Here is a 25,633-nt window from a genome sequence, read left to right as displayed (position 1 = left end):
ACCGGTGCGGCCCGCGGGCTCTAGAGTCGGGGCATGGCTGAGGACGCAGGGACCGTACGGGTCGATGTGTGGATTTGGTCCGTACGGCTCACCAAGACCCGCTCGACGGCGGCCTCCGCATGCCGCGCGGGACATGTCCGGGTGAACGGGGAGCGCGTCAAGCCGGCCCATCCGGTGCGCACGGGCGACCGGGTGCGGGTACGGCAGGCCGGGCGTGAGCGTGTGGTCGTGGTCTCCCGCATCATCCGCAAGCGCGTCGGCGCGCCGGTGGCCGTCGAGTGCTACACCGATCACAGCCCGCCTCCGCCGCCGCGCGAGACCGTCGCACCGGCAGGGCACCGGGACCGCGGGGCGGGACGCCCCACGAAGCGCGACCGGCGGGAGATGGAGCGGCTGCGGGGGATGGACGGCGGTGGCGCGTCCCGCCGCGGCGGTGCCTGACGGGCCGGACGGCCCGCCCGGCCCGTCAGCCCTCCCGCAGCTCGCGGTCCGCGGCGCGCAGCATCGTCAGCAGCAGCCGGTTGAGCGGCACGGGGACGCCGTGCCGGTCGGCCGCGCGGACCACCGCGCCGGTGATGTGCTCGTGCTCCATGGGGCGGCCGGCGAGCCGGTCGTAGAAGGTGGAGGTGCCGCCGTCGGGCCCCACCGCGAGGTTCGCGCGCAGCGCCCGGCGCACGTCGTCCTCCCCGACCCGGGCGCCCTCCGCCTGCGCGACGGCGAGCGCCTCCGTCAGGATCTCCTCCGCACGTGAGCGCATCTCCTCGTCGTCGAGGATGTGCATGCGCTGCTTGAGGAGCGCCGTGAGCGGGTTGGCGGCGACGTTGGTGAACAGCTTCCGCCACGCGGCAGTACGGAAGTCCGTAACGCTGCGCACCGTGAGGCGGCTCCCCGCGAGGAGCGCTTCGAGGCGCTTCGCCGACGGGCCCTCCGGGACGTGCAGTTCGCTGGAGAAGTGGTGCACGATCCGGCCGGGCGCGACCCGTTCGACGGCCATGTAGGCCAGCGCCGGGAGGGCCTCGGCCCCGTCCGGCAGCAGCGGCGCGACGCGTTCGGCGTGGTCGATGCCGTTCTGGACGACGGCGACGACGGTGCCGGGGCCGCAGAGCGCCTCCAGCCAGCCGGTCGCGCCCTCTGTGTCCTGCGCCTTGGTGGTCAAAAACACCCAGTCGTGGCGGTCCACTTGGCCGGGCGCGGTGACGAAGTGCAGGGCGGGGCGCAGGACTTCACCGTCCGTGCTCAGGGTCAGCTCTTCCAGGGGTGCCCGCAGGCAGAGAGTGACGTCGTGACCGGCCTCGCGGGCGAACGCGGCGATGAGGCCGCCGACCGCTCCGCCGCCGATCACCGCTATTCGCGCGGCCGGTGCTGAGGAGCTCATACGGGTGATCGTATGCGCCGGGCCCGTGAGTGACCGGGCCGGGGCCACCATTACCGCGAAACCGACAAACCTGGTGTTACGCATAGATCTCGCCCACAGATCTTTTCCAACTGCTTCTGCCGGTTTTCACAGGTTTCACAAGCGGGACGAGGTTCGGCCATGTACGTGCTGCCTGCAAGTCCGAGCGCACCAGCCACCGACCGCCTCAGACGCCTCCCCGAGTACGGGACCGGTCCGGCCGGACACCCCCTGCTCCAGCTCGGCGCGGTCGCGGCTCTCTACACCCTGGTGCAGATCCTGGTCGTGCTGCCGGGCTCCGGCCTCGGCTGGGACGAGACGGTCTATGTGAGCCAGGTCGACGCCCAGGACCCCGCCGCCTTCTTCAGCGCTCCCCGTGCCCGCGGCATCTCGTATCTGGTGGCGCCCGTCGTCGCGTTCACCTCCTCCACCACCGCGCTGCGGGTCTTCCTCGCCGTGCTGTCCGGGCTGACGCTGCTGGGCGTCCTGTGGATCTGGCGGCGCCTGGTGCCCGCGCCCGTACTCGCCTGGGGAGGCGCCCTCTTCGCGGGCCTGTGGATCAGCCTTTACTACGGGCCGCAGGCCATGCCGAACCTGTGGTGCGCCTTCGGATCGCTGGCCGCGGCGGGCTGCTTCCTGCGCTGCGCGCGCCGCGAGGACGACCGCCCCGCCCTCGTCGGGCTCGGGGTGTCGATCGCCGTGGTGGCGCTGATGCGCCCGCCGGACGCCGCGTGGCTGGTGCTCGCGCTCGCCGGCTCGGCTCTGCTCGTACGTTCCTGGCGCCGGCCCGTGCTCTTCGCCGCCCTGGCCGCGGGCGCGGTCGCCGGTGTCGCACCCTGGGTCGTCGAGGCGTTCACGACGTACGGGGGGCTCTTCGCGCGGCTGCACCGGGCCAGCGAGATCCAGGGCGGCATGGGCTGGAACATCGCCATCGGCGACCATGTGCGCAGCCTCCAGGGGCGGATGCTGTGCCGCCCGTGCCACATGGCGTGGGAGGAGCCGCAGACCGCGGTGTGGTGGTTTGCCCTGCCGCTGCTCGCCGGCGGCGGCATCACGGCTGCGGTGCGCTCGGGCCGCAGGGACACCGCAGTGCTCGCCACCGTGACGGCCGTGGTGCTCGCGCTGCCCTACCTCTTCCTCATGGGATACGCGGCGCCCCGCTTCCTGCTGCCGTCGTACGCGCTGCTGGCGGTGCCCGTCGGTGAGTGCGTGCGGCGGGTCTTCACCCAGGGCCCGTCCGGACGGCGGCCGCTGCTGCTGATCCTGCTTCCGGCGCTGCTGCTGGGCAGCCACTTCGGCGTCCAGTACCAGGTGCTCGGGAACGTGCTGGAGCGCAATCACGAGATGACGCGTCAGCTGACGGCCGCCGCGGACACCATGCACGGGATGGGTCTGCGCACCCCGTGCACGCTGACCGGTCCGCTCGCCGTGCCGATGAGCCACTACGCGGGCTGCTCCTCACGCCAGTCCAACGGCCACGACATGAACATCACCGGCGAGGGGCTGCGGCGGCTCGCGCTGCGCCACGAGCCGATGGCCGTCACCACCCGCTACCACGAGCCGCCCTCGTGGGCGCGCGGCTGGCCCTCGCGGCCGCTGCGCCACATGCCCGGCTACCGCGTCTACGTCGCACCGCACGCCGAACGGGCCACGTCATAGGGCCGGTTGGCCCGTCCTCGCACATCCGCCTTTTCAGGCTGCTCGGCGTCCGGTCGTGGGCGGGCGTCAGTGGTGGCCGTCGTGGCCCGGGACCGTGCCGTCCGGCTTGGCCACGAGGAGGAGTCCGGCCATTCCCATGTCGGCGTGGCTCTGGACGTGGCAGTGGTACATCCACGCGCCGGCGCCCGCCTCCTCGCCCGCGATGATCTGGAAGCCGAAGGAGTCGGCAGGGCCGGTGATCTTGTTGTCGATGATCCGGCTGGGATCGTCCGGGCCCTCCAGCAGGCCGGTGCGGTTGTCGGCCCAGCGGTGACCGTGCACGTGGAACGTGTGGTAGTACTCGCCGTGCGTGATCATGACGATCTCGACGCGGTCGCCCACGGTGACCTTGAAGTCGGGGCCCTTGGGCTGGTTGTTGATCGTCATGTCGTTGAAGACGACGGTGAGTTGGCTGTCCGGCAGGATGTCGCCCTCGCGCCGCACGACCAGCGGACCGTAGAGGCCGGCGCGGATTCCGCCGGTGCCGTGCTCGGTGCCGACGATGTGGTCGTGGTAGTGCCAGTAGCCCGCGCTGCCGGGGCGGTACGTGCCGTCCTCGCGCTTGCCGGGGGCGTGGGTGCGCCAGGTGTAGGTGCGCTTGCCGCCGGGTTCGACGACGCTGCCGTTCATCTTGGTGCCGTCGTTGGCCCTGTCGTAGTCCACGCCGTGCGGGTGGAGGCTGACGGTGGTGTCGGTGGTGTTCTCGAACTCGACGTGGAGGGTGTCGCCTTCGACGAGTTCGATCAGCGGGCCCGGGATCGTGGCCTTGCCCTTCTCCAGGCCGTAGCCGATCTGGTCGTCCGCCAGCTTCTGCGCGTAGAGCTTCATGTGGCGGACCTCGCCGCCCGGTCCGGCGCGGCGCACGGCGGACGCACGGGCCTCGGTGGCCGCGAGTGCCCCGGGGGCCGACTCCGCCCCGGACGGGGCCGCTGCCGCCGGAGTCGCGTTCAGCACGGCCGGACCGAGGGCCGCCGCCGCCGAGCCCGCGAGGAGGCGTCTGCTGAAGCTGCGGCGGGCGAGGCTGCTGCCGGACGTCTCGGTCATCGGTCTCGTCTCCCTTCGGCGACTGGCTGAACCGCCTGCGTGAGGTGCGTGGGCGTGCGTGGTCGTTGCGTGCGTGGTCGTTGCGTGCGTGGCGCACGCGGGGGTGCTGCGGTGCTGCCTCGAACTGCCGCCGGAAGCGGGGCCGTTGAGGGCCGTTCAGGGATGGGCGCGGGACGAGGTGGGCCGACAAAGGACCGTAGCGGTATGGGCCCTTGTTTATCCATATCAAGGACAAAGTTCGTTGAATTGCGGTCATAGCTCTTGGCGTTCCACCGAAAGAGGTCTAACTTCTTCCCCGTTTCTGTGACTTAAGAGGGGTGGATCAGACATGCGGCTCGAACCGTGTCAAAAGCCCTCACGCTTGCGAGGGTTGCGCAGATCACGGCCCGGCGCCCGGCGCGGGGCGCGGCGGGGCCGTACCACCGCGCTGCTGGCCGCGGCGGTCTCGGCTTCTCTGCTCGGTGCCACCCCGGCGGCGCCCGCGGGTCCGCCCGGTCCGTCCGCGCCGGATCTCCGGCTCTCGTCCCCGCCGGGCGGTGAGGACGTCCGCGTGCTGGTCTTCCACGGCTCGGCCGGCGAGGAGCCGCCCACCGTCGACGCCGGGATCGAGGCCATCGAGCAGATCGGCAGGAGCGGCCCTGCCGCAGAGCACTTCACGATCACGGCGACCGCGGATCCGTCGGTGTTCACCTCCGAGACGCTCGGCGACTTCAACGCGGTCGTCTTCCTCACCGGCGGCGGCGACGTGCTCGACCCCGCCCAGGAGGCGGGCCTGGAGAGCTACATGGAGGCGGGCGGGGGCTTCCTCGGCATTCACGGCGCGGCTTCGGCGGAGCCGTACTCCGAGTGGTTCTCCGGGCTGGTGGGCGCGCGTCCCGCCGGGGACGGCCCGGACAAGGCGCAGCGCGCCACGGTCGAGGTCGGCGACCGCCGCAATCCTGCGACCGAGTCGCTGCCCGTGGAGTGGAAGCGGCCCGACAAGTGGCTCAACTGGGAGAAGAATCCCAGCGGTTCGGTGCACACCGTGGCGCGTGTACGGGAGAGCAGCTACGACCCGGGGAAGGGCGCGATGGGCTGGGACCACCCGGTCTCCTGGTGCCGTGACTACGACGGTGGCCGCTCCTTCTACACCGGCATGGGCGGCACGGCCGACAGCTTCCAGGAGGCCGACTTCCGTACGCATCTGCGCGGGGCGCTGCTGTGGACGACACGTCTCGCACGCGCCGACTGCCAGGCCACCATCACCTCCAACTACAAGGCCGAGCGGGTCACTTCGCCCAACAAGCCGGGCGAGCACGACCAGATCGGCGAGCCGCACGGCCTGGCCACGGCCGACGACGGCCGGGTCTTCTACATCGGACGCGGGGGCGGCGGCCCCGACGACCCCGTGGTGACGGACTGGTCCGACCCGGAGATCGGCAAGGGCCAGGGCACGGTGCACGTCTACGACCCGGCGACGAAGAAGGTCTCGCTCGTGGGTTCGCTGACCGTCTTCGGCAACAAGGGCGGCGGCGACGAGCTCGTCAAGGTCGAGGAGGGGCTGCTCGGCATCGCCCTCGACCCGGACTTCGCCGACAACGGCTGGATGTACCTGCACTGGACGCCGCACTCGGGGCTCGACCGGGACAAGCACATGGCCGAGCGCCGTGTCTCCCGCTTCACGGTGGACCCCAGGACGGGGAAGCTGGACAAGTCCTCGGAGAAGGTGCTGCTCAAGTGGCCGGTGCAGGTGCACAGTTGCTGCCACGCGGGCGGCGGCATGGCCTTCGACTCGAAGCGCAACCTCTACATCGCCACAGGCGACAACAACTCCTCGCAGTTCAGCGACGGTTACTCCGGCAACAATCCCGAGCCCGCCTTCAAGGGCGTCTCCTTCGCGGACGCGCGCCGTACCGCGGGCAACACCAACAACCTCAACGGCAAGATCCTGCGCATCCACCCGGAGGACGACGGGACCTACACCCTGCCCGAGGGCAACCTCTTCACCGGCGAGGAGGACGACGAGGGCGGCGGCAAGACGCGCGGCGAGATCTATGTGATGGGCGTCCGCAACCCCGCCCGCATCTCCATCGACCCGAAGACCGACGTGCTCTACGCCGGCTGGGTCGGGCCCGACGCCGGTGAGCCCAGCACCACTTGGGGTCCCGCCAAGTACGACACGTTCGCCCGCATCACGAGCGCGGGCAACCAGGGCTGGCCGTACTGCATGGGCAACAGGCAGCCCTACCGCGACCGCAACCTGCCGGACCCGGAGAAGCCGCTGGGCTGGTACGACTGCGACCACCTGAAGAACGAGTCCCCCAACAACGACGGGCTGGTGAACATCCCGCCCGCCCGGTCCAACAACATCTGGTACTCGCCGCAGGGCGGCGGCCCCGACTATCCGCGCGACGAGAACGGGGTGCCCAGCTACCGGACCGACGAGCAGAAGCTGCTGCTGCCGTGGCTGAAGGGCGGCGGCCAGGCCACGATGGACGGCCCGGTCTACCGCTTCGACAAGTCCGTTGCCGCAGCGGGCAAATGGCCCGCGTACTGGGACGGCAAGTGGTTCGTCGGCGACTTCTACGACGCCGAACAGCCCCGGCACGCCGTGGTGATGCCCGACGGCGACGAGCCCGGCGCGCTGCCGGCGCACGCCGAGAGCCTGCGGAAGATCATCCCGGTGGGCGAGGACGGCATCCGCAACCTGATGGACTGGAAGTTCGCGCCGGACGGTTCGCTCTACGTCCTCGACTACGGGCGCGGCTTCTTCAACTCCGACGACAAGTCCGCGCTGTGGCACGTCACTTACGAGGGCGGCGAGTCGACTCCCGCACCGGGCGACGTGGTCGGCCGGACCGCGAAGGGCGCGGACGCGGCGGACAAGACCGGGAAGGGGGCGTCACGATGAGCCTGTTCGCACCTGCGGCACCGGCGACGGCGCGGGCCGTGCGCCGGCGCCGGGCGGCGGCACGCAACGCGGTGACGGCCCTGCTGGCGTCGCTGCTGATGGTCGTGGGGCTCGCCTCGGCACCCGCCTACGGTCAGCAGCCGCCCGCCGGCGGCACCGCGGCCGCGCAGCTGCTGCGGTGGACCGCCGGCGACGACATCACGCACTACACGTCGGCGCCGGAGACGGCTGTGGCGGGCCCGGCGACCATCGAGTTCGAGAACAGCGAGGCGACGGGCAACACCACGTCCATGCCGCACACGCTGACGTTCGTCACCGGCGACCCGGACTACAACGACGACGTGAACGTGAACATCCTCGCCAACCCCTCGGACGCGCAGGGCGGCAAGCACTCCGTCGAAGTCACCCTCACCCCGGGGACCTACAAGTACCACTGCACGATCCCCGGACACGCCCAGATGCAGGGCACCCTGGTCGTCACCGACGGCGGCGGGGGCGACGACACCACGCCCCCGGAGACCTCGGCGAAGGTCGCCGGGGACCAGAACGCCGACGGCGAGTACGTGGGCATGGCCACCGTCACCGTCACCGCCTCGGACGCAGGATCGGGCGTCAACGCCGTCGAGTACGCGCTCGGCGACGGCGGCTACCAGGCCTACACCGAGCCGGTGATGGTGCACGAGACGGGTGCGCACACCTTCCGCTACAGAGCCACCGACAAGGCGGGCAACGTCGCGGAGGAGAAGACTGTCGAGTTCACCGTCGTGGCGCCGCCGACGGACGACACCACACCGCCGGAGACGTCGGCGACCGTGGACGGCGAACAGGACGCGGACGGCGCGTACATCGGCATGGCCACCGTCACCGTCACCGCCTCCGACGCGGGATCGGGCGTCAACACGGTCCAATACGCCCTCGGCGACGGCGAGTTCCAGCCGTACACGGCGCCGGTGATGGTGCACGAGCCCGGTACGTACACCTTCCGCTACAAGGCGACGGACAAGGCCGGCAACGCCGCAGAGACCAAGTCGGCGGAGTTCACCGTCGTCGAGCAGCCGGAGGAGGACACCACGCCGCCGGAGACGACGGCGAAGACCGAGGGCGGCACCGACTCCGACGGCGCCTACATCGGCCGGGCCACGGTGACCGTCACCGCGACCGACGAGGAATCCGGCGTGGACAAGGTCGAATACTCCCTCGACGGGGGCCCGTTCCTCGCCTACTCCGGTCCCGTCGTCGTCGACCGTACGGGACACCACAGCGTGGCCCACCGCGCGACCGACAAGGCGGGCAACACCTCGCAGGCCGTGTCGGAGTCCTTCGACGTCGTGCCCGGCGGCGGCGTACCCGCCCCGGACTGCCCGGAGTTCGACGAGCGGGCGACCGTCTTCGTCGGCGACGCCGACACGGGCGTGCCCAACCGCATGACCAAGAGGCGCTGCACGGTCGGCGAACTGATCGAGGACGAGAAGGACTGGTCCTCGCACGCCCTGTTCGTCAAGCACGTCACGGAGGTCACCGGCGCCCTGCTGAAGGAGAAGGTGCTGGACTCGCGGGAGGCCGAGCTGATCAACCGTACGGCGGGGGATTCGGAGATCGGCGAACCGGGGCAGCAGACCGGCTACAAGCAGCTGTTCGACGGGACGAAGGAGTCCTTCGAGCGCTGGCAGCACGTCGGCGGCGGAGCCTTCGCCCTCAACGGCGACGGCAGCATGACCAGCAGCACGGAGACCGAAGGCATGGGCATGCTGTGGTATCCGAAGCGCAAATTCGCCGACTACTCGCTGAAGTTGCAGTTCCGCGACGACGCCCCGGGCGACGGCAACGCCAACTCCGGTGTCTTCGCACGCTTCCCGTACGTGCACGACAACCCGGAGGAGCCGCGGCCCGAGTGGGTCGCCATCAAGTTCGGGCACGAGCTTCAGATCCTCGACAAGCCCGACGGCGACATGTACAAGACGGGCTCGGTCTACGGCTTCGACCGCGTGGGCCTGGGCGGCGCGGGCGTGACGCCGAAGGGCACATGGAACGACTACGAGGTCAAGGTCGTCGGGCAGCACTACTCGGTCTACCGGAACGGAGAGCTGATCAACGAGTTCGACAACGGACGCGGCCAGGTCTTCGAGCCGCCCCGCGACGACGACCCCGGCACCGACGGCCGCCGCTACGCCTCGGGCTACATCGGCCTACAGGTGCACAGCGTCACGGACGTGATCTCGTACCGGGACGTGCGGATCAAGGAGTTGTGATCCGGCGGATCAAGGAGCCGTGACCTGAGAGAGCGTCACGCCTCCTTCCGTGCGGGGCCCGGCCTGCGGGCCGGGCCCCGCTTCACGGCGGCGGGGCCGCCCGACTGCGGGCGCCGCTCAGGGACTTGGCGTGTCCGAGTGCTCGGCCACTCGCCTCACGATCTGCTCCCGCAGCTCCCAGCGCGAGGAGTCGAAGCGGAAGCGCCACCGCCCCTGGGACTCGACGGCCTCGACGAGTCTGCGCCGCTGTGCCTCGTCCAGATCGTCGACCATCTGCGCGGCCAGCGTCATCGCGTGGAACTGCTCGAAGGCGCTACGGGAGTGCTCGATCCCGGCCAGTGCCGCCTCGAAGCTGCGCAGTCGGGGCTGAGCCTGCATCATCGCGAGGGCGGTGACGCGCTTCTCCTCGCTGCCCTCCCGGAACCAGCGCAGGACCTCCTCCGGCTCGAAGGAGTGCTCCCTGGCGAGCCGGCGGGCGCGGGCCATGACCGCCCCCATCAGCCGCGTGCGCTCCGGGCCCGCACTCATCGAGCCACGCACCGAGCGGTATTCGGCCGCGATGGGGCTGGCGGCGTCGAGCAGCGCCTGAGCCTCCGCGCGCAGCCGCTCGGCCGCGTCGTCGTCTCCCCGGCGTGCGGACTCCTCCGCCAGCGCGAACCTCTCCGCGGCGGCAGCCCGGAGCTTGAGCCTGGCCCCGCCGAACTCGAGGCTCTCGATGCGGTTCCCCAGCAGCGCGACGACGAGCAGAACGATGCCGACGACCAGCAGCACACCGGTCCCGGTGCCGTTCTCCGTGACGAAGACAGCGAGAACGCCCGCGCCGAACGACCCGGCGCCCAGCAGGCCCAGCAGCACCCGCAGAGTGACGGAGAAGGGAGTCGGATGCACCTCGTCACCCGGCACGTCGCGGCTCAGCTTCCAGACGCGAGGTGAACGGACGGCGTCCGCACACCCCTGGACCTCGTCCCGGTCCCATACGGCTCGGTGTTCACTCGTCCCCCACCATCGTCCCGGCGCTCCCCTGACCTGTCGAACGGTCAGCATACGTACCCGCACGGCATCCGGAACCACGCCTACCCTTCCACACCGAAGCCGCCCGCCCAGGCGTCAACTCCTGGGAGCGGGCGGGCTATTGGGCCCCGGTACCCGTCCGCACGGCGGTGAGCACGCCGTCGCCGGCCTCCTGGAGATGGACGGCGAACGACCGGTCCTCCTCCAGGAGGCCGCGGAACTCCGCGATCTGCCCGGCATGACTCACGGCGTTGTCCACCGCGACGATGCCGTGCGACCGCAGCACGCGGCGCAGGTCCGGCCAGTAGCCGGGGTAGGCCGGGCGCTCGGCGTCCAGGACCACGAGGTCCAGTGACGCGTCCGGCGCCTGGGCCAGCACCTCCCCGCCGTCGCCGTGCACGATCTCCGCGTAGTCGCTCACCCCGGCCCGCTCCAGATTCCGCCGGGCCGCCTCCACGCGTGAACGCTCCGTCTCGACGCCGACCAGCCTGCCGCCGGTGTCACGGAGCGCGTCCGCGAACCACACGGCGGAGTAGCCGTTCGAGGTGCCGATCTCGAGAACGTCGACGGCTCCCCGCGCCCGGATCAGCAGGCTGATCAGGCCGCTCGCCTCGGGAGTCATGTTGCGCAGCCGCAACAGCCGGTCCGCCAGCGGCGCGTCGTGCTCGCGCCCCTCGCGGTACAGCTCGCGGAGGAATGCGGTCAGCCGTTCGTCCACCTGGGCTCCCTCGCGGTCGCGTCGACGCCGGGCGATGCGGCGGACGAGAGCCGCCCGCTCCCGGCATTGTGCCGCCCTGTGTCAGACCCCGCGGGCAGACTGCCGGTGCCTGCCCGTACCGCCGAACCGTATGCAGAGAGCCCCCACATGATCACCACCCTCGCCATCGAGAACTACCGTTCCCTGAGCCGCCTGATCATGCCGCTGGAGAGGCTCACCGTCGTCACCGGAGCCAACGGCACCGGCAAGTCGAGCCTGTACCGCGCGCTGCGGCTGCTCGCCGACGCCGCGCGGGGCGAGGCCGTCGCCGCGCTGGCCCGGGACGGCGGGCTGCGTTCGACGCTGTGGGCGGGCGCGGAGAATCCCGCTCAGGGTGCGGGCCGCAGCGGGCCCGTGGGGCTGCGGCTCGGCTTCGCCGGGGACGAGTTCGGCTACGCCGTGGACTTCGGACACCCCGTCCCCGCCCGGTCGCTCTTCGACCTCGATCCGGAGATCAAGGCCGAGACCACCTGGGCCGGCCCGGTGCTGCGCCCGGCGGCGGTGCTCTCGGAGCGCAAGGGACCCGCGGTGCGGACCCTTACCGCGGACGGCGGCTGGCACCGCTCCGCGGGCGAACTGCGCCCGTACGACAGCATGCTGAGCGAGTTCGCCGACCCCCGGCTGGCGCCCGACCTGCTGCGGCTGCGGGAGCGCATCAGGTCCTGGCGGTTCTACGACCACGTACGAACGGACGCCGGGGCACCGGCGCGTGCGGCGCGCGTCGGCACCCGCACGCCCGTGCTCGGGCACGACGGCGCGGATCTCGCCGCCGCGCTCCAGACGATCCGCGAGGTGGGGGACGCGAAGGCGCTGGAGGAGGCGGTGGACGGGGCGTTCCCCGGCAGCCGGCTGAGCGTCGACAGTCAAAGCGGACGGTTCGAACTGGGGCTGCACCAGCCGGGGTTGATGCGTCCGCTGTCCGCCGCCGAGCTCTCGGACGGCACCCTGCGCTATCTGCTGTGGACGGCGGCGCTGCTCACGCCCCGGCCGCCGGCGCTTCTCGTGCTGAACGAGCCGGAGGCCAGCCTCCATCCCGAACTGCTGCCCCGGCTCGCCGACTTGATCGTCACCGGCGCTCAGGAGACTCAGATCGTCGTGGTCACGCACGCGAAGGAACTCGCCGGGGAGCTGGCGCGCCGCTCCGCGGGCCGGCCCTTCGGCGTGAACGCGACGGAGCTGGTCAAGGACGAGTACGGGCAGACCGAAGTGGCAGGCCGTGAGGGCCCGTTGGACCAGCCTCCGTGGCACTGGCCGAAGCGCTGACGCACGCACTTCGGCGCGCTCGGGACCACCGGCTGGCAGGGGCCCGTCCCATGGACCCGGCCATGTCGCCGCGGAGGTCGATTTGACGGCCGCACCCCGTCTCGGGCCCCGGTGCCGGTCAGGGCGCCGCAGGTGTGCCCCGCCTCCTCACCAGCCGTTCTCGTGCAGCACCTCCGACAGCGGCGCGCGCGGTGCGGGCTTGAAGGTGTCGCCCGTGTAGTGCGCGGTGGGGATGAGCGCGGCCTGGCGGACGTTCGCGGGCAGGCCCAGCACGCGGGCCACTTCGTCCTCGTACCGCAGATGCAGCGTGGTCCATGCGGTGCCGAGACCACGGGAGCGGGCGGCGAGCATGTAGCTCCACGCCGCCGGGAGGACCGATCCCCAAAGGCCCGCCTGGTTCCCCTCGGGCAGCTCGCCGGAGGGGAGTTGGAGGCACGGGATCACGAGTACGGGCACGTCGCCCATGCGGTCCGCGAGGTGAGCCACGCTGTCGTTGACCCGGGCCTGCACCCGGGAGCGCCGCGGGTCGTCGGCGTACAACCGTCCGGCCGCGTTGGGCGAGTCCAGATAGGCGCGGCAGGCCTTCTGATAGACGGCGCCCACCTCCGCGCGCACCTCCGGGTCGGTGAGCACGAGCCAGTGCCAGCGCTGCGCGTTGGAGCCGCTGGGCGCCTGTAGGGCCGTCTCGATGCACTCCCTCACGAGGGCGGGGTCGACCGGACGGTTCAGATCGAGCCGCTTGCGGACGCTGCGGGTGGTGGTCAGCACCTCGTGGGCGGTCAGTTCGGGCACGGAGGGCTCCTCGGAGTACGGGCAAGAGACGGGGCAGGCGCGCGTATCGGCTAACGCACGTTAACCCCGGCTCCGTTGGGCGTCCAGCGCGCACCGTCCCCGCGGGGCCCGCTTCCCCGGCCTGCCCCCTGACCCTTGCCCGGACTCTTGTCCCGGTGGACGGTACGTGATTCAGTGGCTCATCCACTGAGTCACTGAGGAAGGTGCGGTTCGTGGAGACGCTGCCCCGCGAGACGATCGTCGACGTACTGGAGAACAAACTCCGCGAGGAGATCCTCACCGGGTCGCATCCCGCGGGGAGTTATCTGCCTCCCGAGCGTGAGCTGGCCGACGGCTACGGCGTCACGCGCACCACGCTCAAGCACGCCTTCGGCAGGCTCATACAGTCAGGGCTGCTGGAGACACGCCACGGAGTCGGCACGCGCGTACGGGACTTCGCGCGTCTCGGCGGCGCCGACCTGCTGCCGATGCTCGTGCGGCACAGTCCGGGCTGGCTCGGCGAGATCTTCGAAGTGCGGCGCAGCATAGGCGCGTTGATCGCCGAGAGGGCCGCGATGAAGGCCACCGACGGGCAGCGCGAGGAGCTGCGGACGCTGCTGGCGGCCGTGGGCGAGGCCGAGGGCGGCGGCGACGTGCAGCTCGCCGACATCGAGGTGCACCGCGCGCTGGCCCGTGCCACCGGGAACCGCGTCTACACGCTGCTGACCAACACCCTCTTCAACGCCTACGTCCCGATGCGATCCCATCTCGTGGGCCCCTTCCTCGATCCGGAGGTGGCGCACGCCCGGCTGGAACCCGTCGTCTCGTCGGTCGGCGCGGGCGACGCGAAGGCCGCGCGGGAGGCGGCGGACTCGTATCTCGCCGCGACCGAGCGCATCATGCTCGACGGGCTCGGGATCGCCTGATGGGCGGCAGGGGCACCGCGTTCTCGGAGGTCATGGCCGGTTCCGTGCGGCTGGACGGGGAGGGTGAGGCGCGGGCGATGCGGCTCGATCTGACCGTACGGGCGGCGAGCGTGCTGCTTCCGCACCGCACGACCGACGCGGCGATCACCGGCCGGGTGCGCGTCGCGGGCTGGGCGGACGACGCGGACGCCACGGGCACGATGGAGATCTCGCCGCTCGCGCGGCGCCGCATCCGCTACCGGGTCAACTTCACGGCGCAGGGGCGCGGTTACTCCCTCGACGGCTGGAAGTCGATGTCCGCCGGGCGCCCGGTGAGGTCGATGACGGTCCTGCCGTTCTCGCTCTTCGCGGACGGGGACGCGGACGCAGAGGCGGACGGGGACGTACAGGCGGACGGGAACGTACAGGCGGACAGGGGCGCAGAGGACGGCGGCCCTGGCAGGGAAGGCCGGGAGGAGGCCGGGCGGGGCACGCTGCGCTTCCCGCTGGCCACCCGGCTGCTGCCGTTCCTCGGGAGCTTCCGCTTCCCCCGCACCGAGGACCCCGCCGCACAGCTCGCCCCGCGCTGGGACGGCGCCGCGGGCCGTACCGAGGTCTGGTACACGACCGTCACCGATCCCGCCACCCGCACGGGTCTGTGGCTGCACCACGAACTCGTCGCCCCGGCCGACGGATCGGAGGCGTACGCGCACGGCTGGGTGGCGCGCTTCCCCGCCGACGGCGAAGGGCCCGTGGAGCACGCGCGGTTCGGGCCCGAGCCGTACAAGTCCGGTGCGTCCGCCCGCGGTTTCGCCGCGGACGGGATCGAGGCCGGGCCGGGGCGGCTGCGGGGAGAGGCGGGCGCGTTCCGCTGGGAGCTGTCCGAACACCCGCGAAGCCCCGGCCACTTGGACCGCTCCGCGCACGAGCGGCCCCGGGCGCAGGGGGCGGAGGCGGCTCAAGTGGCCCAAGTGGCCCAGGACGGGCCGCTGTTCACCTTCCCCCGCTGGGCCTGGCGCAGGGAGCTGCTGCCCGCCGCGCAGATCGTGCCGGCGCCCGCCGCGTCGTACACGGGCACGTTCGCCTACGACGGCGGCGAGTTGCGGCTCGACGGTGCGCCCGGAGCGACCGCCCGCATCTACGGGCACGGCAACGCCCGCCGCTGGGCCTGGCTGCACGCGGGGCTCGGCGGCGGCGACGTGCTGGAGATCGTCGCGGCGACGTCGATGCGTCCGGGGCTGCGCAGGCTGCCGCCGCTGGTGTTCCTGCGGCTGCGCAAGGACGGGCGCACCTGGCCGCGCAGGCCCGAGCGCACCGCCTTCGGCTGGGCGGGCCCGGGGCGCTTCAAGGCCCGTGTCTCGCTGCCCACTTGGACGGTGACCGGACGCAGCGGTCTGCGCCGCATACGGGTCGAGGTGACTCAGCCCGAGCAGCGCACCCTCGCTCTCGACTACACCGACCCCGACGGCAGCGGCGCCGTGTGCCGCAACAGCGAGACGGCGGACGCGCGGATCGTGCTGGAGCGCTGGTGGGGGCGGTGGCGCACGGAAGCGGAGTGGTCCCTGGACGGTACGGCGCACGCGGAGGTGGGCGACCGGTGAACGCTCCGGTGAACGCCCAGGCGAACGGCCTCGACGACCCGCTCGGCGGCCTCGTCGCCGCGCTCCTCGCCGACGACGGCGGCAAGGCGTGGCCGGGCGCCGTGCCCCGCCGTCTCGGCGCCGTGCTCGACACGATGCCCGCGGCCGCTCGCGCCGGTGTACGGGCCGCGGCGGCGGCCGTCGACGCCTATGCCGCCGTGCGCACGGGGCGACGCCTGCGCGGCCTGACCCCGCGGGAGCGGGAGAGCGTGCTCTCGTCGCTCGCGGCCCGGCCGTCGCTGCTTCCCGTATTGGACGCGGTGAAGGTGCCCGTCATGCTCGCGGCGGGCACGGAGCGGATGCTCCACGAGGAACCCCCGCTCTCCCCCGCCTACTCCCCGGGATCCGCGCCCGGATCCACGCCCGGAGCCGCGCCCGTCGATCCGCCGCTGGACTGCGTACCGTCGGCGCACTGGCCGGACCGTTCGACGGCCGACGCGGTGGTCGTCGGCTCCGGAGCGGGCGGCGCCGTGGCGGCCCGTACGCTCGCGCGCGCCGGCATGCGCGTGGTCGTGCTGGAGGAGGGCCGACACCACACCACGGCGGACTTCGGCCGCCGCGCACCGCTCGACCGCTTCGGAGAGCTGTACCGCGACGGAGGCGGCACCGTCGCACTCGGCAACCCGCCGGTCGTGCTGCCGGTTGGGCGCGCGGTCGGCGGCACGACGGTCGTCAACTCCGGTACGTGCTACCGCACTCCGGACCATGTGCTGACCCGCTGGCGCGAGAAGTACGGGCTCGCGCTGGCCGACGTGGACTCCTTCGGCGAATGCCTCGACGAGGTGGAGCGCACCGTGAAGGTCGCCACCGCCCCGCTCGACGTCCTCGGCCGCAACGGGAAGACCGCGCTCCTCGGCGCCGAACGGCTCGGCTGGCGCGCCGCGCCGCTGCGCCGCAACGCCACCGGCTGCAAGGGCTCCTGCCAGTGCGTCGTCGGCTGCCCGACGGGCGCCAAGCAGAGCGTGCAGCTGTCGGTGCTGCCCGACGCGTGCGCGGCCGGCGCGCGGATCGTCACGGGCGCGTACGCGCAGCGCGTGCTCGTCGAGCGGGACCGGCCGGGCGGCCCGCGAGCGTGCGGGGTGAGCGTACGGCGCCCCGACGGCAGCGAGTTGGAGATCCTCAGCCCGCTCGTCGTGGTCGCCGCGGGAGCGCTGTACTCGCCGCCGCTGCTGCGCCGCTCCGGTCTCGGCGGCCATCCGCGGCTCGGCCGCAACCTCGCCGTCCATCCCGCGGCGAGCGTCGCGGGCCGCTTCGCCGAGCCGGTGACCGCCTGGCGGGGCGTGCTCCAGAGCGTGGGCGTGGAGGAGCTGCACGGCGACGGCATCCTCATCGAGGCCACCGCGGGACCGCCCGGCATGGGGTCGTTCGTGCTGCCCGGAGTGGGGCGCGAGCTGCGCAGGGAGCTGGACGGGGCCGGATCGCTCGCCACCCTGGGCGCGATGATCGCGGACCTGCCGTCGGGCCGGGTGCTGGGAGCCCGCCGTACGCTGCTCCGCTACGACCTGGCGCGACGCGACGCGGGGCGGCTGATGCGTGCCGTCGAGGCGATGGGCAAGGTGCTCTTCGCCGCGGGCGCGGAAGAGGTCCTCACCGGAGTCCCGTCGGCGCCGAGAGCACGTTCGCAGGACGAACTGCGGGAGCTGCTGCGGAAGTTGACGGCACGCCAGCTCCATCTGTCGGCGTTCCACCCGACCGGGACGGTGGCACTCGGCGCCGATCCGCAGACCGCACCGGCGGATGCCGAGGGGTGGCTGCGAGGCGTGCGAGGGGTGCTGATCGCGGACGGATCCGCGCTGCCCAGCTGCCCGGAGGTGAACCCTCAACTGACGGTCATGGCGACGGCACTGGCCGTCACGAGAGCCGCGCCCGGGGTGGCACAGAGTGCCTAATCCACCCCCGAACGTGCCGAGAAGGCCGTGGAGTTGGCAGGATGGAGGTGAAGATGTGCACCGGGCCGTACCGAAAACGGGAGAAGGATGAAGAAGCGGAAACTGGCAGTTCGCCTCGCCGCGCCCTGTGCGCTCGCCGTGGCCGCCGTCACGATCCCCTCGGTCGGTGGTACGGCGCAGGCGGGAGCGATCTGCGAGGTGGTGCACGACCACGCGCCCCGCTATGCCCGCGACAGCACGGAAAGCAAGGTCCTCGGCACGCTGCGGTCGGGCCGGCAGGTGGCCGCCACGGGACCGTCACAATTGTGGCGCGTCTCCCGCGCCGGCACGGGCGAGCCGCTGGGGCACATGCGGCAGACCGACCTCAACTGCTCGGGCTGAGAGGCCTGTTCGCACCGTCCCGTGGGCGGGCGGGCCGCCACGGTACTGCGGCGCCCGCGCCGTCCGGCACCCGGCCCTGCCCCGGGAGGGCGGCCGGGGTGCCGCTGCTCGACCGCCGGGGCCGCCGGGACCGCCCGGGTGGCGGCGTCCGGCAGACCGGCGGACGGTCCGTGGACGGGAGGTTCCTCAGCGGACGGCGGTGAGTCGGGCGGTGCCGCTGCGCGGTGAGGGGAGCACCGGGACGGCGTCCGCTGCCCCATCCCCGGGCCCGTGGGACCCGGCAGGTAGGGCGACCCCGGCCGGTTCACCGGGTCTTGCGGGTCTTGCGGGTCTTGCTAGGGCTCCGGGTCTGCCGGGGCTGCGGGGTCCGTCCGTACGGTCCGCGCGGCAGGCGGCTGCGGCCAGCATGGTCCGCAGCGAGTCGCGCTGATCCACGCCGACCATCGCGAAACAGCCGGAGGGCCGGGCCGGTTCGGCGGGCGCCGGTGATCCGTCCGCGAGAGGCGGGGGCGACGCGGGCACGCGCGGGGCGGGTGGTGTGGCGGCGCTCATGGGCGTGAGCCTCTCCTTCTCGTGATGTCTCCTGTGGTTCCTCTGGCGGTGCTGCGCAGGGGGATTCGCGGGGTGGGGATTCGTGCGGCGGTTCCTGCGGCGCTCCGTGCAGCGCCTCTCATGAAGCTCTCCGTCTGTGCCGGTCGTCGCGGTCTTCACGGCCTTCACGGCCTTCACGGTCCTCGCGCCCGTCGCCGCCCCGCCCCATGACCCGTGGCAGGAACCGCTCCCGGTAGGCGTCGCGATGGGCGGCCGCCGCCCGGTCGCTGACGTGTACGGGAGTGCTCCCGGGACGGATGCCTGCCGGGTCGAGGCCGATCGCCGCGCCGCCCCACGCCGCGGCCCCCAGCGCGGGCGCCTCCGGTTCGGTGCAGATCTCCGTGGTCCACGGCGTGACGGCCGCCTTCAGCGCCGTCCAGGTGCGCTGGCGCGTGGAACCGCCGAGCAGCGTCACGGCCCGGGGCGCCGTGCCGGTCAACTCGGCCTGTACGTCGGCCATCCAGCGCGCCTGGTACGCGGCACCCTCCAGCAGCGCGAGCGCCAGATCCGCGGGCCCGTGACGGGGACCCATGCCGTGCACCGCGAGCCGTGCACCGGAGTCGGGGCGCGGGGCGCTGCGCCCCTGGAGATAGGGCTCGACGGTGATCCCGCTGGGCAGCGCCGGTGCACGGCCGGCCACCCGGCGTCCGCACTCCTCGACGAGCCGCGCGAACTCCTCGTACCGCGAGGCCCGTCGGGCCGCCGGCCGTCCGGCCCTCACTGTGCCGGTGCGTACGACACCGGCCTCGGCCGGATCGGGACCCTTGCCGGTGCCGGTGCCGGTGCCGGTGCCTGTGCCCGTCCCGGTGCCCGTGCCCGTCCCGGTGCCCGTGCCCGTCCCGGGAACGCCGGTGCCGGGAGCGTCCAGGAAGTGCTCGCAGAACCACTCCACCAGCGCCCCCGAACTGGCCATCCCCGCAAGGGTGATCCAGTGCTCGCCGCCGGCGTGCCGCCCCCAGGACATCCCCTCGGCCGCCGCCGCGGAACGGTCCGGCGGCGCCGCCGAGACGGTGAGCACCGCCTCGGCCGTGCCCATGGAGTCGGCCGCGAGGCCCTCGCGCCGTGCGCCCGCGATCCACGCGCCGACGAGGTGGTCGTGTCCCGCGACGACGACCTGGGTGCCCGCACGCAGCCCGAGACGCCGTGCAACGCCGCGCGTGACGGCCCCGACGGGACGCCCTGGCGGATGCACATGCGGCATATGGGAGGGGGTGAGCCCGGCCTCGGCGAGGAGTCTGGCGCTCCAGCGGCCCTGTGCGTCGCCCTCGGTACCGGGCTCCCACGCCATGCTGCGCTGTGCGAACGTGGCGTCGGTGCCGACCCGTCCGGTCAGTGCGCGCGCCACGAGGTCCGCGGCACCGGCCCACTGCCGCATGCGGTTCAGCCGTTCCGGATGCTGCTCGCGCAGCCAGCACCAGCGCGCGAGGGGAACCTTCGCACTGGGCAACACGCCTGTGGCGGCGTGCAGTCGGGCCGCGCCGCAGCTGCGGCGCAACGATTCGGCATGTGCCGCGGGCGCCGGATCGTTCCATGCGAGTACGGGACCGATGGGTGCGCCGTGCCGGTCCAGCGGTACGCCGGTCTCGGCCATGCCGGTCAGTCCGATCGTGTCGGGGACGCGGCCCGACGCGCGGACGCAGTCGGTGAGCGCGTCCAGTGCCGCGGCCGTCAACTTCCCGGCGTCGTGGCCGAGTCCGTCCCTTTCACGTGGCGTGGTGCGGTGGGCACGCGCCAGCACGGTGCCGTCAGGGGTGCACAGCAGCGCCTTGCAGTGGGTGCTGCCGATGTCGATGCCGGCCAGCACGGGTGTGCCGGCACGGGTACGGGGGATGCGGGGGGTGGTTCCGATGCGGGCGTTCGTATCGCTTGTCATGTCACCTCCTCCCCGTCTTTACCCGGCAACCCCCTGCCGTCTTCCTCCGCGGGGCCACCCGCCGGTCCCCGTCGCCTGCGGCCCGCGGCCCGCGGCCCGCAGGCGCTGACGATGCGCCGCGTGCAGTAGTCGACGCCACGTCAGCCGTGCGCCGGGGCCGCGGTCGAGCCCCGTACCACCAACTCCGGCCGGAGGATGCGCGCTTGAGTGCGTGCGGGGCCGCCGTCGGCACGTTCCGGCAGCGGGGCCGCGGCCCTGCTGCCCATGCCGTAGACGGGCTGCCGTACCGCCGTCAGCATCGGCTCGACCATGCGCATCCAGGTCTGGCCGTCGAAGGAGACCGCCGATCAGTCCCCGGGCACGGAGGCTCCGCGCCGCTTGAGCACTTGCCGGACCGGCTAACGGACCGTGGACCCCTCCGGAGGCGTCCAGTCCGGGCGGCGGCCCGCCAGGGCCACGGCCCGCTCCAGCAGCGGCGCGCCCGCCCCCACCTCCACGGCCGGACCGAACATCGAGCCCCGCTGCTCCGGTTCCGCCTGGGAGAGCATGCCGACCGAGGCCTCCAGCGCGCCGGGGTCGCCGCGGTAGTCCTGGCCCGTGGCGCGGGCCAAGTCCCAGCCGTGCAAGAGGACTTCGTTCACCGCCACGACGCCCGCCAGCGCGGCGGGCAGATCGACGCCGCCCGCCCTGGTCTGCCCCTCCCAGGCCGGCTCGCTGCCCCACGCCGCGGCCAGCTCGTCCAGCTGCACGGGCAGCCGGCTGCGCCAGTCCTCCGGCAGCTGCGGCAGCGACTCGGACGGGGCGTGGTCCGTCCCGCCTCCCAGGTCCTTGCGGGCGGCGTCGGTGAAGGCGCGGCTCAGGTCGAGCAGATGCCCCAGCAGCTCCCGTACGGCATAGGACTCGCACGGCGTGGGCGCCGTCAGCTGGTCCTCGCGCACCCCGTCGAGCAGCGCCTTGACCTCACGCGCCTGCGGTCCCAGATCGATCATCGTCGTCACCGTGCACACCCTCTCTTCCGGGACTCCGGCGGCTGCCGCGCCCGCGGCGGCCCCTTGAGCTGCGGCGCGCCGCCCGCGGATCCCCGGACCCGTAACGGTCCCTCGGCTGGTCTCTTCTGGTGACCGGACGGCGCCGGTGAACTCATCGCCGGGGAACAAACCGGGCAGCGAGCGGCGTTGCCCTGGCACACCGGGAGCCGCTCGGCGCAACAGGACCGGAAGCCGGGCCCGCGGGCCGGGACACGGGCCGTACCGCGAGCGCCGGCACGGCACCCCGGCCGTACGGGCAGCAGGTGCGGACATCAGCGAATACGGGAGACCTCGATGAGCGGCGTACTCGGCTTCAATCCCCTCTCCTTCGGCGCGGAGCCCTCGGGCGAGCGGCTGGCCCGCATCGAGCGGTCGCCCAACTACGACGCGTCGATCGGCGCCTTCCGCAACCCGGAGCCGGCGCAGCGGTTGCCCAGAGCCGTGCGGAGCAGACGCGAGCTGCTGCGGGCGCTGCTCAGCCGCGACGGGCGCAGACCCAGCGGGCCCATCCCGCTCGCGCGCCCGGAGCTGGACTCGCCGCCCGCCTCGGGGCTGCGGCTGACCTGGCTCGGGCACGCCACCGTCCTCGCGGAGATCGACGGCAGGCGGGTGCTGTTCGACCCGGTGTGGGGAAGGCGCTGCTCGCCGTTCTCGTTCATCGGGCCGCGGCGGCTGCACGCCGCTCCGCTGCCGCTCGACTCGCTCGGACGGCTCGACGCCGTGGTCATCTCCCACGACCACTACGACCATCTCGACCTGCACACGATCCGGCGGCTGGCCGCGAGCGACGTGCCGTTCGCCGTGACGCTCGGCGTGGGCGCGCACCTGGAGAGGTGGGGCGTGCCGCCGGAGCGGTTCACCGAGCTGGACTGGCACGAGTCGGCTGAGATCGCGGGGCTGCGGCTGACGGCGGCACCGGCGCGGCACTTCTGCGGCAGGGGCCTGCGCAATCAGCAGCGCACGCTGTGGGCATCCTGGGCGGTCGCGGGCCCCGAGCACCGGATCTTCCACAGCGGTGACACGGGCTACTTCCCCGGCTTCGCCGAGATCGGAGCGGAGTACGGACCGTTCGACGCGACGATGATCCAGATCGGTGCGTACAGCGAGTTCTGGCCCGACATCCACATGACGCCTGAGGAGGGGCTGCGCGCCCACCGCGATCTCGCGGGCTCCGGCGGTGCGATGCTGCCGATCCACTGGGGCACCTTCAACCTCGCCCCGCATCCGTGGGCGGAGCCCGGCGAGCGGCTGCTGGCCGCCGCGGGGGAGGCGGGTGTGCGCACGGCCGTGCCGTTGCCGGGCGGCAGCTTCGAGCCGTCGGCGCCCGTTCTGCCGGGTACGCCCTGGTGGCGCGGTCTCGCGGGAGAGCGTCCCGCGGCGACGGCAGGACCGGTCGAGGCGCCGCTCGGACATTCCTGAGCAGCGCGGAGGCGTACACGGAGGCATAAGCGCGCGCGGCGCCACATGATTCGTGCGCGTTCGGCGCTCGCGGCGAGGGTGCCGCGGCCGGACGATGGGGCGCGCCTGCTTCGGCGGTACGGGGCGGCCCACGCGGGCCGCGGAACGGGGACGAGGCGGGGACGGTGCGGGGACGATGCGGGGAGCGCGGCTCAGAGCTCGTCGCGCATGCCCAGCAGGATCTCCCGGGTCTCACGGGCGGGCGCGGCGTCCGTCACCACGCGGTCGATCACGCGGCGGTAGTACTCGACTTCCTCACGCTCCGCCGGGTAGGTCGCGCCGATCAGCTGCTCCAGGTAGATCACGTCGGGCAGCTCGCGCTCGGGCAGCCGCAGCAGCGTGACGGGTCCGCCGGCGGCGGCGTGCCCGCCCGCGGCGAACGGCATGACGTGGACGGTGACATGCGGCAGTTCGCACGCGGCCACGAGGTGTTCCAGCTGGCCGCGCATGGTCTCCGGCCCGCCCACGGGGCGGCGCAGCGCGGCCTCGTCGATGACGGCCCACAGGTGCGGGGGCCGCGCTGAGCGCAGGATGCGCTGGCGCAGCATCCGCAGTTCGACGCGGCGTCTCATCTCGTGCTCGGAGGCTCTGTCGTGGCCGAGTGCTATGACCGCGCGGGCGTACTCGGGTGTCTGGAGCAGCCCGGGCACGAACTGCGCCTCGTAGCTGCGGATGACGCCCGCGGCCTGCTCCAGCCCGAGATAGGTGTGGAACCAGTCGGGCACCAGGTCCTGGTAGGCGTGCCACCAGCCCGACGCGTTCGTCTGCTCCGCGAGGGCCTGGAGGGTGGCGTGCTCGGTCTCGTCGGTGATGCCGTAGATGGTGAGGAGGTCGGTGACGTCCCGCTCGTGGAACCCGCAGCGCCCGCGCTCCAGCCTGGCGATCGTCACGTCCGAGACCTTGATGGCCTCACCGGCCTCCTGGCGGGATATGTACTGTGCCTCCCGCAGTTTGCGCAACCGCTCCCCCAGCACCAGCCGGGGCACCGCCGGCCCCGCCGGCCTCTCCGGGATGCGGCGGTCGGGCAGCCCGCCCGAGATCTCAGTGATGCGCATGCCTCAGCTCCCCGTGCTGTGACCGCATAGGTCTCGCCACGATGACCATGGTCCGCTCCGGCCCTCTCCTCCTCGCGCTGCGCGAGGGGTAGGTTTCCACGGCACTGTCCGTCCTCATTCCCGCACATGCCCCTGTCCAGTCCCCGCCACGGGCTCACCGGGGGCGGGGCTGTTGCGCAAGTTGCACAAGGGAAGGAATGTACGTTGTGTGGCGTGGTCCGGCCAATCCCGGAGGCCGAAAATGTTCCCCCAGCGGGACATACCGCGCAACCGATCAATTCCGGCCCCGTACAGGCTCGTTGACGTCCTCGTCGGCCCGTCCCCGTGACCTCCGGACCTCACCACCAGGAACGCGCATGCCCATATCAGGCCCCCGAACCAGCCAGACGTCCGGACCGCCCGCGCGGAACTGGGCGGGCAACACCGTCTTCCGTGCCCGAGGGATGCAACGTCCCGGCTCCGTCGAGGAGTTGCAGCACCTCGTCGGCTCCTCGTCCCGCGTCCGTGCGCTGGGCAGCGGCCACTCGTTCAACCGCGTCGCCGACACCGAAGGCGACCTGGTGCGGCTCGACGGACTGCCGCCGCACGTGGACGTCGACGAGGCGGCCTCCACCGTCACCGTCGGCGCGGGCATGCGCTACGGCGAGGTCGCCACGGTGCTGCACCGCTCCGGGCTCGCCCTGGCCAACCTCGCCTCGCTGCCGCACATTTCCGTCGCGGGCTGCTGCGCCACCGCCACACACGGCTCGGGCGACTCGGAGAAGTGCCTCGCGGCGGCGGTCACGGCGATGGAAGTCGTGGGCCCGGACGGCGAGTTGACCCTGCTCAGCCGCCGCGACGATCCGCGGCGCTTCCCCGGCGCGGTCGTCGCACTCGGCGCACTGGGCATCGTCACCCGGCTCACCCTGAGCGTGGAGCCGGCCTTCGAGGTCTCCCAGCACATCTTCACCGGCGTTCCGCTCCGGCAGGTGGCCGAGCGCTTCGGCGAGATCTTCGGATGCGCCTACAGCGTCAGCGCGTTCACCGACTACGGAAGCGGCGAGGCGCGGGTGTGGACCAAGCGCCGCACGACGGAACGGGACGGCAGCGTGCGCCCTCAGGGCTGGCGGGGAGAGACGCCCGCCGATGTGGCCCACCACCCCATCCCCGGCATTCCGCCCACGCACTGCACCGAGCAGCTCGGGGTGCCCGGCCCCTGGTACGAGCGGCTGCCGCACTTCCGCCCCGACTTCACGCCGAGCAACGGCGAGGAGCTGCAATCGGAGCTGCTGCTGCCCCGCGAGGCCGCGCCCGAGGCGATCGCCGCGCTGCGCTCGCTCGGAGACCGGCTGGCGCCGGTGCTCCAGATCGGCGAGATCCGCACCGTCGCCGCCGACGACCTGTGGCTCAGCCCCGCCTTCCGGCGTGACTGCGTCGCCTTCCACTTCACCTGGGTCAAGGACACCGGGGCCGTACTGCCGGTGGTGGCGGCCGTCGAGGAGCAGCTGCTGCCGCTCGGGGCGCGGCCTCACTGGGGCAAGCTCACCGCCGTGGAGCCCGAGCGGATCGCGTCGCTGTACGAACGGGCCGCGGACTTCCGGGAGCTGGTGCGCGAACGGGACCCCGGCCGCGTCTTCGCCAACGACTTCGTGGACCGGGCCTTCGCGCTGCGCTGAGCCACCCGGAGAGCCGGGGCCCCTCGGCAGCAGGGCCAACCCCCAACCCCCGCCGTCCGACGGCGAGTTGGGACCGCCCGCC

General features: G+C 72.8%; 18 protein-coding genes and 2 pseudogenes. 11 read left to right on the top strand and 9 right to left on the bottom strand.

Annotation, left to right across the window (positions count from 1 at the left end; translation table 11 throughout):
* Positions 1-51 precede the first annotated feature (51 nt).
* A pseudogene (locus tag HCC61_RS10475) lies at positions 52-441 on the top strand (RNA-binding S4 domain-containing protein); the annotation flags it as partial.
* A 25-nt stretch (positions 442-466) separates the two neighbouring features.
* Here HCC61_RS10475 and HCC61_RS10470 read toward each other — a convergent pair.
* The gene (locus tag HCC61_RS10470; RefSeq protein WP_169135009.1) at positions 467-1,375 is read right to left on the bottom strand and encodes a 2-dehydropantoate 2-reductase; all 909 of its coding nucleotides are present in this window, start codon (positions 1,373-1,375) and stop codon (positions 467-469) included.
* Between the two features lie 159 nt (positions 1,376-1,534).
* On the opposite strand from HCC61_RS10470, the gene HCC61_RS10465 reads away from it, so the two are divergent.
* Positions 1,535-3,052 (top strand): hypothetical protein, encoded by a 1,518-nt coding sequence (locus HCC61_RS10465; RefSeq protein ID WP_240968763.1) that lies wholly within the window; start codon positions 1,535-1,537, stop codon positions 3,050-3,052.
* Between the two features lie 66 nt (positions 3,053-3,118).
* On the opposite strand, the gene HCC61_RS10460 is transcribed toward HCC61_RS10465, so the two are convergent.
* Positions 3,119-4,135, bottom strand: a complete 1,017-nt coding sequence (locus tag HCC61_RS10460; protein WP_169135008.1) for a multicopper oxidase domain-containing protein — start codon at positions 4,133-4,135, stop codon at positions 3,119-3,121.
* Positions 4,136-4,562: 427 nt separating this feature from the next.
* On the opposite strand from HCC61_RS10460, the gene HCC61_RS10455 reads away from it, so the two are divergent.
* Both HCC61_RS10455 and HCC61_RS10450 read left to right on the top strand, forming a co-directional pair.
* Positions 4,563-7,025: a ThuA domain-containing protein gene (locus tag HCC61_RS10455; protein ID WP_169135256.1), complete on the top strand. Its 2,463-nt coding sequence runs from the start codon at positions 4,563-4,565 to the stop codon at positions 7,023-7,025.
* 98 nt (positions 7,026-7,123) lie between these two features.
* Positions 7,124-9,274 (top strand): family 16 glycoside hydrolase, encoded by a 2,151-nt coding sequence (locus HCC61_RS10450; protein ID WP_240968901.1) that lies wholly within the window; start codon positions 7,124-7,126, stop codon positions 9,272-9,274.
* A 117-nt stretch (positions 9,275-9,391) separates the two neighbouring features.
* Here the strand turns inward: HCC61_RS10450 and HCC61_RS10445 are convergent, their stop codons facing one another.
* Together HCC61_RS10445 and HCC61_RS10440 are read right to left on the bottom strand one after the other, a co-directional pair.
* A complete protein-coding gene (locus HCC61_RS10445; RefSeq protein WP_169135006.1) occupies positions 9,392-10,162 on the bottom strand; it encodes a hypothetical protein in 771 nt (256 codons plus the stop codon).
* Positions 10,163-10,403: 241 nt separating this feature from the next.
* Complete coding sequence (locus HCC61_RS10440) at positions 10,404-11,003, bottom strand: class I SAM-dependent methyltransferase (protein ID WP_169135005.1); 600 nt, start codon at positions 11,001-11,003, stop codon at positions 10,404-10,406.
* 147 nt (positions 11,004-11,150) lie between these two features.
* Between HCC61_RS10440 and HCC61_RS10435 the strand changes: the two genes are divergently transcribed.
* Entirely contained in the window at positions 11,151-12,305 is a 1,155-nt protein-coding gene (locus tag HCC61_RS10435; protein WP_169135004.1) for an AAA family ATPase, read from the top strand.
* Between the two features lie 147 nt (positions 12,306-12,452).
* Here the strand turns inward: HCC61_RS10435 and HCC61_RS10430 are convergent, their stop codons facing one another.
* Positions 12,453-13,097 carry a nitroreductase family protein gene (locus HCC61_RS10430; RefSeq protein ID WP_346777119.1) on the bottom strand — a complete coding sequence of 215 codons (645 nt, stop codon included), beginning with the start codon at positions 13,095-13,097 and terminating at the stop codon, positions 12,453-12,455.
* 212 nt (positions 13,098-13,309) lie between these two features.
* Between HCC61_RS10430 and HCC61_RS10425 the strand changes: the two genes are divergently transcribed.
* The 4 genes from HCC61_RS10425 (at position 13,310) to HCC61_RS10410 (ending at position 17,891) form a co-directional block, all read left to right on the top strand.
* Positions 13,310-14,002 carry an FCD domain-containing protein gene (locus tag HCC61_RS10425; protein ID WP_169135003.1) on the top strand — a complete coding sequence of 231 codons (693 nt, stop codon included), beginning with the start codon at positions 13,310-13,312 and terminating at the stop codon, positions 14,000-14,002.
* Complete coding sequence (locus HCC61_RS10420; protein ID WP_240968760.1) at positions 14,002-15,582, top strand: hypothetical protein; 1,581 nt, start codon at positions 14,002-14,004, stop codon at positions 15,580-15,582. The genes HCC61_RS10425 and HCC61_RS10420 overlap by 1 nt, the downstream gene beginning before the upstream one ends.
* Positions 15,579-17,510 carry a GMC family oxidoreductase gene (locus tag HCC61_RS10415; RefSeq protein ID WP_346777118.1) on the top strand — a complete coding sequence of 644 codons (1,932 nt, stop codon included), beginning with the start codon at positions 15,579-15,581 and terminating at the stop codon, positions 17,508-17,510. Before HCC61_RS10420 ends, HCC61_RS10415 begins: the two co-directional genes overlap by 4 nt.
* Before the next feature lie 87 nt (positions 17,511-17,597).
* Positions 17,598-17,891 (top strand): hypothetical protein, encoded by a 294-nt coding sequence (locus HCC61_RS10410; RefSeq protein WP_169135002.1) that lies wholly within the window; start codon positions 17,598-17,600, stop codon positions 17,889-17,891.
* A gap of 670 nt (positions 17,892-18,561) precedes the next feature.
* Here HCC61_RS10410 and HCC61_RS10405 read toward each other — a convergent pair.
* From HCC61_RS10405 to HCC61_RS10395, 3 genes and pseudogenes are all read right to left on the bottom strand, one after another.
* Positions 18,562-20,355 carry an FGGY family carbohydrate kinase gene (locus HCC61_RS10405; RefSeq protein WP_169135001.1) on the bottom strand — a complete coding sequence of 598 codons (1,794 nt, stop codon included), beginning with the start codon at positions 20,353-20,355 and terminating at the stop codon, positions 18,562-18,564.
* Positions 20,356-20,495: 140 nt separating this feature from the next.
* Positions 20,496-20,684 (bottom strand): annotated as a pseudogene (locus HCC61_RS10400) (substrate-binding domain-containing protein); the annotation flags it as partial.
* A 69-nt stretch (positions 20,685-20,753) separates the two neighbouring features.
* Complete coding sequence (locus tag HCC61_RS10395) at positions 20,754-21,344, bottom strand: TIGR03086 family metal-binding protein (protein ID WP_169135252.1); 591 nt, start codon at positions 21,342-21,344, stop codon at positions 20,754-20,756.
* 333 nt (positions 21,345-21,677) lie between these two features.
* On the opposite strand from HCC61_RS10395, the gene HCC61_RS10390 reads away from it, so the two are divergent.
* Positions 21,678-22,802, top strand: a complete 1,125-nt coding sequence (locus HCC61_RS10390; RefSeq protein WP_169134999.1) for an MBL fold metallo-hydrolase — start codon at positions 21,678-21,680, stop codon at positions 22,800-22,802.
* Positions 22,803-22,993: 191 nt separating this feature from the next.
* On the opposite strand, the gene HCC61_RS10385 is transcribed toward HCC61_RS10390, so the two are convergent.
* Complete coding sequence (locus HCC61_RS10385; RefSeq protein WP_169134998.1) at positions 22,994-23,896, bottom strand: helix-turn-helix transcriptional regulator; 903 nt, start codon at positions 23,894-23,896, stop codon at positions 22,994-22,996.
* Between the two features lie 356 nt (positions 23,897-24,252).
* On the opposite strand from HCC61_RS10385, the gene HCC61_RS10380 reads away from it, so the two are divergent.
* On the top strand, positions 24,253-25,551 hold the full coding sequence (locus HCC61_RS10380; RefSeq protein ID WP_169134997.1) for an FAD-binding protein: 1,299 nt from the start codon (positions 24,253-24,255) through the stop codon (positions 25,549-25,551).
* Positions 25,552-25,633 lie beyond the last annotated feature (82 nt).

Origin of the sequence: Streptomyces sp. HNM0575, assembly GCF_012726265.1 — a bacterium.
Taxonomy (GTDB): Bacteria; Actinomycetota; Actinomycetes; order Streptomycetales; family Streptomycetaceae; genus Streptomyces.
Note: the sequence above shows the minus strand (reverse complement) of the source record. Positions and strands in the feature narration are given on the sequence as shown.